A 12,118-nucleotide genomic window follows, 5' to 3' on the forward strand; every position below is an offset into this window, starting at 1 on the left:
CCTGTGTTATAATTCTATTAATTGCCCCCTTACTTACTTGAAATTCATTATTTAAAAATAGAGTTCTACTTTCTAATATAGAATATCGTTACAGGAGGTAACCCAATGGAAGATAAGAACATGTTGAATTGTTTGACTCCAGATCTATTGAAAAAGTCTCTTTCTACTATTTTAAGTACAAATACTGATGATATTGATAATTTTATAATTAGTCAAAGATTTCGCGTGAAACAAAACGGTATTCGTTGGGATTACGATAACTTGGATTTGAATAGTATTCTCTCCTACTTTAATGTGTCAACTGAAGAGCTTGCCTTTGATTCGATAACCGTAAGCCATATTGCCGCCATATTAGATAAGGAGAGCTTCTTTAAACACGGTATGTTAAGCCTGAAAGATCTGTTTGCAACCGAAAATACATTCAAATCATTTTTGTCAAAGCATGGAGTGACGCTTGAGGTTAAGGAGGAAAATATATCGATTTTTGTACGTGAGAAAAAAGTGTCTACTGACTACCTTGATTATCGAGTAGAAAAAGATCAATGCATCAATGGCTTCATGTTTGGTGATGATCCAGAAAACGATCGAAATATATCGAACATTAAGCGTTGTCCTGAAATTGTTAGTCATATAGGAAGAGAGCTTTTACGAGATTCCAATCTGGAGAATAAATGGATTAAGTGTTCAACCCCTTCTGTTATTACTTTAAAAGTCAAAATCGATAAAATCGATCCAACAACATTCCCTTCGGCGGTTATTGATGATACAGGAGGTAGATCGTATTTGTTACTAAAAGCATTTGAACGGCTATTGTTTATTAATACAAACTATCCATCTGACAATCCAATGATCTACCTAAAAGAGACAGCAAGTATTAGTGCTGAATGCATTATTGATATAAGGGAAATAAGAGAATAAGATTGATATTAGAGAATTAGCTATAGTTTCATATAGGGTCAAAAAGGTTTCGCATGATTAATTAGTAACATTAATAGCACCTCTATTATAATGATCTTATCATATTGTAGGAAGTACGTCCTAATACTGGGTTATGTCATCTAAAATTAACATTAATCTTATTACTAATAATTTCAAAAAAATGTGTACATCATTTGCTTCCAATCGATAATACTAAGAAAGTCTAACAACAGAAAAGGAAGGAGAGAAAAACTCATCCCTTCCTTTTCGTTCGCCTTTATTATAGTTCTTTACTTTTACTGGTCATCTTACTTTTTACGTTTTATGTCATAAAACTGAAAACATGTACTACATAGTACACCTGATTTATTTACTTTATGTTATATGCAGAAACATCTCAACTTAATCGCTTTCTTCATCATTTTACATAGACTTCTTTTAAAATACTGAATATTTCTACACCGTCATTACATTTGACTGCCTTAATGTTCTATTTAATGTTGCGATTCTTCAACAATACTATCTCTAAAGCCTGACCAGAGTAATACTCCATTTTGTCCAATTTCCTAACTTGACCCACGCAACACGAGAATCCATATAGCTCTCTACTTATATACGCTACCTCATACTTCTATAACTTCTTGCCTCCCCGATCACCTCGCCTTTATATTTGTAGTTTGTAACCTCTATATGATTGCGGCTACATCGATTTGTTTTTAATATGGCGGTTTGAGACAGGAAAACGGCTCAATGCCCCCCCTGCTACACCAAACAGATTTTTTAGGTGTAGCAGGGGTGAGCTGTGTTAAAATATGGCGTATAATCACTCAGGTATCCGTATCATCAGCCTCGCAAATAGCGACAAGCTCAGCGGAGCCAAGGTCTGGTATCAAACGCTCCGTAATCACCATTGCTTGCCCCCCCTATCCCCTTCGAAGGCTCGGGCCTAATTTCTGCCCTCCCCTACGCATCGCATTCGGTTTGTCTATACTCCGAAGCATTGTTTTTCCTGGCTGAATCAGATCGAGATTTGGTTCAGTATTTTGGTGCGGTGTCTACTGAAGCACGGTAGCTTTACCACGAAGAAAGATCTAAAAACTAAGATTTTACGTTTTATTGATTACTTTAATCAAACTATGGCGAAACCTTTCCAATGGACTTACCGTGGTAAACCACTTCACGTTTAATGGATTGATGATTTACGCTCGACTGTACTAGATACTTTATAGAATTAAAGCATATTCTTTTGCCTTAATTGCCAGATGAAGAGGCAATGGAAATAGAGTATCATCCCCGTATTGATAACTTGTCCCTTTCCTTAGTTGATGAGTTAGTATCGCAAGCTTTTCTTGAGTTTGCGAAGCTCCAACTACAGGAACTATCACTTCCACTGCCGTCTCTTTACGATTATATTGGGACGGGTTATCCAACTTAGTTGCTCCTGCGGCCGCCTGAACCGAACTCGGTTTTTTAGCAATACTGAAGTACACAGAATCATTAAGTTTATAAAGATTGGTGTTTGTAGCTTGAGGCCAAACCTCTTCCTTCTCGTGTTGTTTTACCCCACCAATCTTTTTATATCCGATCAATGACCACTCTGGAACTTCAGATCTCGTCTCATCTCTAAGACGAATTACGGAGATCTCTTTATTTGATATTGAGGTTTCTTCATTAAAATGAAAAAATGAATTATTTATCTGACCATTTGCAAACCATGGTAATGTTCCACGAATGTTCTGTGCATGAGCAAATAAGATAACCTTTTCGGATTTTAGATTTTGTATTGCCTGCAGAATAAAGTTAGTACTCTTTTCAGGTAGAGGTACATTTTTATGAATGTCAGAGGATTTCCTACCTAAAGTAATTAATGCTTCACGATATGGCAACCACTCCATCCCAGGAGCAGTTAAATAGACCTGCCCCTGTTCGATTGAGCATAAAATAGGAAAATCTAATCCCTGATTTTTCTTTAAATTTTTCCTTTTATCTATATTATAAATTCCGACATATGCTGTATCCTGTTTAATCAACCCCAGAGCTCTCGCCCCAAAAACTCCTAGTTGCCTTAATAAATCTTGAACTCCACGGTTGAATCGATGGGATCCATTCTTGGCAGGATCATCAGACCATTCATTGATAAATTGGACAATGCGAAAAGACTTTGCGAATGCATACCTTAGCAATTGTTTTGGATCCAAGAGCTGATCTGAATATTGATCTTTAAATGGTAGTTCAAACAAACACGCTGTAAACCGTTTAATTGGCGATAACTCATTCAATAATACAGGTAAGTGCTCTTTTAAAGCAGCAGTTCGACTTACTCCATCTGCTTTTATTATATTGATATTTAAACTACTACGAATAGGAATTATATTCACAACGCTTTGACAGTGCCTCAATTCTGTTAACAAACATTCTTTAGTAAGATTCAACCATTCTTCATTTTCATAATAAATCTCAAGATCAATCTCTTCTGAAAAGGAATAACTTGACTCTTTTTTTAAGATACGAGGGGTCGATTTGATTTTTGGTACTTTTGTCAAGGAGTTTCCTAGTTTATCTGCGACAGCTTTTGCGATTTCATACCTCTCTGGCATACCTGCACCGGCTTCTACATAGGTATTATTTCTAATATGGTTTCCATGTGGAACAGCCAATACGCATGCTGTATCAACAGCTTCCAAATATTTAGCTGTATTATTCATCCAGTCTGAACAAGAAGGAAGTAACGAATTAAAACCTGTCTTTTTCAGTATCACTCCAATCCTATTTTTCCAATGCCATCCTTCATCATTTCTCGTAGCTTCAATTAATGTGAAACTTGATGATGCATCTCCTATTGACCAGGGAAACTGTTCTTTAAAATAAACATGAAAATTCCGAGTGTTCGGAAAGACTTTATCTTGGTTCACCCATCTCAGCATTTGGACATGGATATACAAGAACGGATTGGGGATAAAAGGAATCGTTTGGACACTCAAATTTATCTTATATGAAAACTTATTATTTTTCTTTTCAAGAGGAGGCCAGCTTACCAATTGTCCATAATTGTCATTTTGTGTTGGAATAAAGTTAAGCGTTTGATCAAGTGAATCAATCAAATAACTTCCCTTTAGACGTCTTGCAAGAAACTTAGGCAAATAATTATAGACAAACGTATCATCAAACTTAACTCTTTTTAATTCATCAATACTAAATTTAAACTCTCGTGCGGCCTTTACCCAATGTAAATCCTCTAGCTCTCCTACTTCTAATCGAGTTTTGAATGTCATTTCAAACCACGCAGATATCAAATTTTTGATGTGTCCCAAATCTATTGGACTCTCTGCAAACAACCATGGCTCACTGATGTTCCGGTCAATACGATTATTAATAAACAATAGGTCCGATAATAAACTTGACATAGTATCATGCAGGGATGTTAAAGGCATGTTTTGTAGGTTTTTCCCGTTTTCGACTCTTATTCGTTCTTGAAGTCTAACTGGAAAGAATAATGAAAATCCTTCAATTTTATATGCAGATTGATCGAGAGGAATCATATATAAATACGCATGATCCCCCACATATCTAGGCCTTTTTTCCATATCTTTCTTCAACTTTATCATTATAAATTACTCCTTCGAGATTATTCAAACCCTTGATCATTACATCAAATAATACCTCAATAATAGTGGAATCATCATTAGAATTAAGCTTTTCTGCTAACTCTGCTCTCATAGCTAAGAGCAAGCTAGTGTCATAACTGTCCTCTCCATACTCAGCGCTTTTTGGAGCAAAACTGGCATCAAGATACAATATTCTAGCATCAACACCACCGCGAATTAACCTACCAGTTAATTGCCATATATTCACAAACAAATCAAAGATTAGATGTTTTCTTTCATTTTCATCCATTGTTTTGAATCCCTTGTTTCCTCGAATTACTTCTTTTTGAATTGCATAAGCAATTTTTCTGAAGTACTCTGCTTGATTTTTTAAATCTTTATGTTCGGTTGATTCTCGGTATGCCTTAATAGCGAACTCATTAATCCGATTTATGACACGCGAGGTATCATAGGGCTTGGGAAATGGTCGTACCATAAAAATTGCAGTAGAAAAAGCACCTACTTTCTGGCCATTATAATATGTTAAGATGTTATGGCCTCTTTCAAGCGCCATCAAAGGAGCAACTAGAATATTTCCGCCTGATTTAGCAAAAGATGAAACTTTTTGTCGTGGCAAAGCCCCCTCTTCACTTGTATTGCTTTCTTTCACTAAATAATATATTCTTTCAGGGTGTTCTGCATTTTTTCTTAATTCACCCGCCACATGACTAGCCTCAGTATAGGAACCTACAACAATTAGTAAGCGCTCCCTCTCAATAGAGCACTTAAATAATTCATCCTTTAGAATCTCTCTTGTTACAGGTCGTCTTGCTAGAGATTTAAGTGTTTCGTAACGTTCTTCACCTTTTTTCCCGGAGATTTTGAACGGCTCATTTCTTCTGTTATAAATCGGTTTGAATACCTGTGTAATTTCGGGTTTTTGTTCATTTTCACGCTCCAGAACATATGAAACAGGTAAGTCGATATGGTACTTAGAAGATCCAGGGAGATAACTTGTGCCACTTAACAATACTGCAGGTGCACCACTGCCTCCATCCAGTTTAGAAAAAAGTGAGCTTAGATTAGTCAATATATGCCGGCCCACACCTATATATCTCATTAACTTTAGAACTCCATTCTTTGCATGGGCCTTTTCGTCACTTTCGTATTGAAAACCTAACCATATCCCTGTTGGAGCTGACGGAACAATTCCATCATAATCTCGCGGAACGCCTTTAAATATCGAATATAAATTACCTAGGTTTTCAAGCGCTTCATCCAAGTCAGATTGTATACTCTCGAAATTATGAATTAAATAGAACAAGCGATTCTCCAAGTATAACACTGCTAAAGCAAACTTTAGCTTATTTTGCAATTTTTGCAGATGTCCTTTTGGAAATAAATGTTCAGTTGAGAGTTGCTTTAAGAACATTTCTAAATACATATCCGCATTTTGATCAAGAATGGAATGATAAGCAAAGTATAATGAAGGATATTCATCGAGATTCACCGATTCACCAAATTCTTCGTTCGATCTAGCAACTTGAATAAGCTTCAAAAATCTGTCGTGTAATTCTTGATAGTACTCCAATTTAGTACTTTCATCTTCGTCAATTAAATCAAAAGAAAACGCTTCTGACAAAAACTGTTTGATAAGTTTGTATCCTGTAAAGAATTGCTTTCCTACAAAGTCAAATATACTTTTTTCTTGATGTAGTTGTCCGTAGATGTGAATTGTTGCCCCCATTGCATTATGAACTGCTCTTATCCATTCACTCACGTGAGGCTTCTGTAAGCAAGTTTTATCTTTTCTTAAATAAGTAATAATCCGATCATGAATATTTTCAAGCCAACTTCCTGCTGTTCCAGCGATCTCCTCAGTCGGCGCAAAAATTTCATCTAATTGAGATTGGACTCGATCCGCCTCATCCACTAATATAAGATCAGTTTGGCGAAGAACATACTCCAGCATTCTCATATCGCTTTCAGAAATTGCTGGCGGAAGCGAACTTAGAACCAAACCTTGGATTGTAGAAACAATTATATTTGCATCAGGCAGATCATGAAAAGCATTATGATATTCACACTGATGGAAATAAGGGCATAATTTCTTTACGTCCCCCTGCTCCATCCGAAAACATGGGGGGCGTGACGAACTAATTCCATCCTGTAAACTTTGAACAATACAAACATTAGTTAAATAACGCATAGCAGGTCTTTTTAATTCCTCGAAACTTTCAAATTCACTTGGTAAAGAATTAAAATATTGTTGGATATGTCTTTTCCGTTCATTTGCGCTTATGATGGGTACGCATTTGATCTTCATTTTCTGAAACATATCTACTTTTTCTAACGCTGATGCCACATCGCCAACAACGAGTACCGTCCTTCCTTTTTTATATCTTGCAACATGATATGCTATAACATCCATAATTGTGGATTTACCTGCCGACAATGTACCAAGCCAATGTTGGGTACCGTCGATATGCAATTCCTCAAATTTCGTTAAATGCGAGCCCGACCATTTTGAAAAACGAAGACTACTGATTCGACCCTCCCAATCGTTTTTCTGATCAAACTGATCCATCTCTATCGCCGTTAGGATTAGATCTTCCTTAGTTATTTCCAATCGCCTAGCTTGCTTTAATGAACTTTCAATTAAAGTATCGGACTTTTTACGTAGGTATTCAGGCAGTACAACTGAGACAGTACCGTGATTATCTTCATCGTAATATACAATTTGCTTCTCCACGTCCGCATAGTCACGTTTATTTAATTTATGGGATAGCGTACTGTTGAGTATTTTTTCGTATGCCTCCGTGCGATTCTTTCCCTGTCTAGGTATTTGCCAATGAAAATTTCCGTTATTATCAATGTAAATATGAAGATATCTCGAAGGGACTAAAGAGTAATGGTTCATTACATCTTTAATACATCGTTTTGCTTTAAATTGCGGAAGAAGAACTTGAAGATTCTGCCATATTAATTGATTATATTCATTATGTTCCTTTAAAAACGGGTAATATGTACCTGTAAATAAATAAGGCAGTTGTTCAGTTGTGTGCAGCTCTACAGGCAAAAGTTTCGACATACCATATACAGCTAGTTCCAAGGAAACAATAGCCTTAACCTTCACGTCATGTATATCAGTCCTCAATAAGGCAGCTACCGTTTTCAACTGATCTTTCGCAACAATTGTTAAAGGAACTCTCATTATCCTTTCGCCCCCAACTGTTTTATTTTTTTTTCGATTTCTTGTATAGTCTGGGTAACGCTTTTAACAAGAACACCTTCTTGAGCTTTTGGTTTGTACTGATAGATAAATCTATCAAAATAAGCATCAGACTTATAATCAGGGAATACCAGAAGTGCTTTCTCCCAAGTGTGCTGATCAGAAAAATAAGGGGCCCTTTGCGCTAAGTTGGTAGAACTCGACCAATCCTTCAAATCAATTACCCAAACACCCCCATCCTCGAATTGAAGTCGTATATCAAACTTGTCAAAGTCGGGATATAATTCGAGCTTAATTCTCTTTTGATACCGTTTTAATATTCTTTCATATAGTGATAACTCTGTTAATCCAGGATCGACAATATAACGACGAATTCCTCGCTTCACCCTCATCAATTTATTGCATAAAAATGTTTTCTTTTTTAATTCAAAATTTCCAGTAAGCCGTCTACATTTCTCAGTGTCACATTCAAAATGACCGTCCTTTGTCTGTTTTAAGGTCCATCCACACCTTGGACAGAGATGGATACCACCATTAATAAAATAGTAAGCTGGAACAGCTTCATAGAAAGAACGAAGTTCACCCTCATAATTAAGCAATTCTTCATTACCATTTTCTATTGGGAGACGTACATTAGGATCAATAGTACAATTTTCAATAAGAAACTTGCGAATATCCCTATATACAGATTCTTTTCCAGCCAACCTTAAATTGTTTCTCAGAATCACAAAAGCTTTTGTATCTTGTTCATAAACAGGATCATCACCTTCTTGCGCAATATTCACACAAAAATCTGTAATTCCAAATCGTTTATCATATAGTAACGGAGGAGATTCTTCTTCCTCGTACGCAAACCATTCCTCACAACTCGGAAACTTCCATTTATTCAAAGGAAGAGACCACCAATCTATCTGCTCATCGAGCGTCAGAGGGAAGCGATTTTTGATTTGATTGGCCAAAGAGATTAACTGTAAACGTCCAGAAGCAACCTTCCATGTTGATGACAGTCCTGCTAAATTTCCATTTTCTCTTCTTTCATCCATTTCACATATTCCTCTTGCAAGTAACCGTAATGAATCAAAGAAATAGTTTCGATACTCATCTGGTTGTTTTTTTTGATCGAACACCTGATTCTCTCCCTTTTGTAATGATGTTTATCATAATAGAATTTTTCAGGCTTACACATATCATTCGATAAATTTATCTTCGCACATTTCACGAAAGTTGCATCCTTTACACTTCATTTTTGATGGTGAAGCAGTAAAATTTCCCTCAGGCATGGGTTTATTAGTTAGTTCATCCTCCAGCAGTAATTTCATTTGTGCAGCACTGCTATTAACTCGTTCAATTGTTCGCTTTACTTCATCCTTCTTAACATGGATAACTTTACACTCACCCGTTAAGAGATATTCAAGTCTAATTTCAGTCTTTTCATAGGGGACTTGGTACTTATTGTTAAGATACATTGCATAAAGTAATAATTGATCTTCATTTTCCTCATCATCTAAGCCAGTTTTCCAATCAACAATAATCCAACGATCATCACCTGGTTTGAAATACAATACATCCATTTTCACAAAGACAGGCGTCTCAACTATTAAAAACGAATTCAGCTGCTCTATTTCAATGATATTTACTTTATTGTGCATTAACTCACGAAGACTCAGGCAGTGACGCAGATTGCTTACACATTGAACAATTCGTTCATTGATTTTATCTATGCGATTTTGATTAAGAACGCCTTCATAGTACATTTCATGAAGCATCATTGAGCGTTTGGGAGCTTGCATCCATTGTGAAACATTACGAGAGTCTATGAACGCACGATTAAGATAGTTCTTCAATTTCTTCTGTAAAATTTTTGCATCCACAGAAATAACGTCTGTTTTCAAGCTGTCGTTCAATAACCTTTCCATAAGTTGATGCAATGCATCTCCAAATATAATATACAAATTAGCAATTTGTTTAAGCCGATATGCCGATTTAGATAGCTTACTCGCCTCAGGCAACCAGCCGTTATGTGAAGCATAATAGTGATAGTAATATTTTCTCTGACACTCCTTAAAAATTCTATCTCTCGTTTGCGACCAAGACCAGTCTGGATATTCTCGATATTTAAATCCCATATTTTCTCTCCTCAACGCACAAAAACATCATATTATGTATACACTCTCACTTTAAAGGGTAATTATTAGCTGATGATAATTTATTTTATAAATCACTTTGTATTACTTTCGTGGATTAGCTTCTACGGACAGGTTTCACCATACTTAGGCACCCTAGCTATTTGGGGCTTGGTTTCTTCCACACTACCGAATTGTTTTCTAGAAGATGTTTGTTCAATCGTATATAACGAGTAAAAAGAGCCAACGATACTCAGGGGACAAAAACCTGAATTCTGTCGGCTCTTAGACAGATTTATTGTAAGGAAATACCAGGCTTTGTGGCAAAGATGTAGACTTATTTCTAATTCCTCACCAACAAAACATCCTCCACATACACCGTATGCATGAGCTGACTTTAATAATATGCGTTAATCCAGAACTCTCAATAAACAAGTTTTTTGTGAACTTCGCGTTAATCATGGAATAAATAGACGTTGAAGTAGCTTTTGCCTCCAATTCTAAATTATTATACCAACAAGAGACCAACAAAGTGAGTGGATATTAAGTCTCAATAAAGGACCTCTTCAATGTCTTCCATTGTGATAGAATTGTCGCTAGCTAGTTGTTTAATAACATCTAGTGCCCATGCTTTCCTTTGTTGCTCCCCTTTTTCAGCCGACCATTCTCCGTTGATCTTCTCAGCATGATATAAAGATAACAATCCTGGAAATAATATTGTGTATATCAAAATGGATGTTTTCGGGAAATCATCCACAATTAAACTCGAACCACCTTCTTTTGAAATTACAGAACGAGTAGAATCAAGAACACATGTACACGATTTTGTTACTTTAGTAAGGAGTTGCATATCAGGCATAATGATATGTAATCCACCTTCATAAACATTCTGGTTTATCCCTAATCCAGATAGTGTCGGTATGGACCCCAAGACACCAGCGCCCTCACTTTTATTATCATGTACATCTCTTTCAGACAATTGAGAGACAGCATGAATATCGATAAGGTTAATAAAGTAATCTTCTCTATCTTTTGCTGGCTGTATATTAATTTTTTGACCTCTCTTATTAAAAAGCCAATAGAAGAAGTCACTATCCAAAGTATACTGCATTAACTTATCGTATTGGACCTTGCCCCATTCTTCTTTTTTCAGTTTTCGATAGCCCTGACCAAACAAAACTGATCTAACTCTTTTTTCTTGACTTACACTTACATCAAGAATACAGTAGACACGCCCATAGTTCTCAAAAAATACCACATCAACAGTTTTATTAAATACGCGATACTCCCTTGGTAAAACCCTTCCATCAATAACCGCTCTTTTTTCGCCTAACAAATCTTCATATTTACCAATAACAGAAATATAGTTATATTCTACATCTCCTATTTTAAGACATTCAATCGAAAAACCTTCGCTAGCAGCAGGATGCCACTGTATCTGAAGCGTTTTTTCGTAATCTGTTAAATCATCTCTTTCGGAGAGATAATCTATCGGTATATTATAATCCATTCTTAAAACATCAATTATAGATTTTAGAGTATGTACTTGATCCATTGCCCAAATCACTAAACGCTTATCAAAATCGAATGCCGCCAATATACGTTCACTCCTATCTTCTGAAAAAAACAACCTGATGGTTAGTTGTTTCATATTTTATAAACAACTTTAAGAATATTGAAGGTCTATCCCCAATGTACAACTTCGGCTGAATTACTGCACTTAAATTATATGCTATGTGAATATCAGGATGATCTGCGATAATGTATGGAAATGATTTGTTAATAGAAAACTTACCGTTTCCAGATCCCATACTTTTTATGAGAGGATTAATGTCAATTTTGAATCCTGTGTTACTCACTATCACTTCATTAATTAGAAAAGGATCTGTTGGCTGTAATAACAATTCATCAGGCGTAGAATTAACTACTATGTTCACTGTCTTATTCCTTAAATACCAATTTAGAAGTCTCCACCAAACACTTCCTCTTCTAACAATCTCTATTGAAAGGTTAACCGTTCTAAGCATTTGATGGGTCCTCATGGAATTATTCTCCACAAAAATGGGAGTTACTTCAATTCCTCTCCCCAGCCTACTTTCTTGTTTAAGTGTGATAGTTATAGGACGGAAAAGCCATGAGAAGAAAGGGATTACCATGAATATAACATAGCTCATGGTTAAGATTATACTGTCCCTAATTTTGTTTTCAAACCAAGGTTGTCCAGTTGATTCGTGGAAAAAGACGAGAATTAGAATAAATTG

At 35.9% G+C, this 12,118-nt stretch carries 8 protein-coding genes; 2 read left to right on the forward strand and 6 right to left on the reverse strand.

The window, feature by feature from the left end:
• Nucleotides 1-105: 105 nt before the first annotated feature.
• Together ACE5KN_RS16230 and ACE5KN_RS16235 are read left to right on the forward strand one after the other, a co-directional pair.
• The gene (locus ACE5KN_RS16230) at nucleotides 106-918 is read left to right on the forward strand and encodes a hypothetical protein (RefSeq protein ID WP_375524754.1); all 813 of its coding nucleotides are present in this window, start codon (nucleotides 106-108) and stop codon (nucleotides 916-918) included.
• Between the two features lie 974 nt (nucleotides 919-1,892).
• Complete coding sequence (locus ACE5KN_RS16235; RefSeq protein WP_375524781.1) at nucleotides 1,893-2,105, forward strand: hypothetical protein; 213 nt, start codon at nucleotides 1,893-1,895, stop codon at nucleotides 2,103-2,105.
• 36 nt (nucleotides 2,106-2,141) lie between these two features.
• On the opposite strand, the gene ACE5KN_RS16240 is transcribed toward ACE5KN_RS16235, so the two are convergent.
• The 6 genes from ACE5KN_RS16240 to ACE5KN_RS16265 form a co-directional block, all read right to left on the reverse strand.
• Entirely contained in the window at nucleotides 2,142-4,523 is a 2,382-nt protein-coding gene (locus tag ACE5KN_RS16240; protein WP_375524755.1) for a pPIWI_RE module domain-containing protein, read from the reverse strand.
• Complete coding sequence (locus tag ACE5KN_RS16245) at nucleotides 4,486-7,716, reverse strand: pPIWI_RE_Z domain-containing protein (RefSeq protein WP_375524756.1); 3,231 nt, start codon at nucleotides 7,714-7,716, stop codon at nucleotides 4,486-4,488. The genes ACE5KN_RS16240 and ACE5KN_RS16245 overlap by 38 nt, the downstream gene beginning before the upstream one ends.
• Nucleotides 7,716-8,861 carry a restriction endonuclease-related protein gene (locus tag ACE5KN_RS16250; RefSeq protein ID WP_375524757.1) on the reverse strand — a complete coding sequence of 382 codons (1,146 nt, stop codon included), beginning with the start codon at nucleotides 8,859-8,861 and terminating at the stop codon, nucleotides 7,716-7,718. The genes ACE5KN_RS16245 and ACE5KN_RS16250 overlap by 1 nt, the downstream gene beginning before the upstream one ends.
• A 60-nt stretch (nucleotides 8,862-8,921) precedes the next feature.
• Nucleotides 8,922-9,860, reverse strand: a complete 939-nt coding sequence (locus ACE5KN_RS16255; protein ID WP_375524758.1) for a PD-(D/E)XK nuclease family protein — start codon at nucleotides 9,858-9,860, stop codon at nucleotides 8,922-8,924.
• Nucleotides 9,861-10,407: 547 nt separating this feature from the next.
• Nucleotides 10,408-11,454 (reverse strand): hypothetical protein, encoded by a 1,047-nt coding sequence (locus tag ACE5KN_RS16260; RefSeq protein ID WP_375524759.1) that lies wholly within the window; start codon nucleotides 11,452-11,454, stop codon nucleotides 10,408-10,410.
• Nucleotides 11,455-11,467: 13 nt separating this feature from the next.
• Entirely contained in the window at nucleotides 11,468-12,031 is a 564-nt protein-coding gene (locus ACE5KN_RS16265) for a hypothetical protein (RefSeq protein WP_375533109.1), read from the reverse strand.
• Nucleotides 12,032-12,118: the final 87 nt, after the last annotated feature.

Source organism: Paenibacillus terreus, assembly GCF_042138595.1.
Lineage (GTDB): Bacteria > Bacillota > Bacilli > Paenibacillales > Paenibacillaceae > Paenibacillus > Paenibacillus terreus.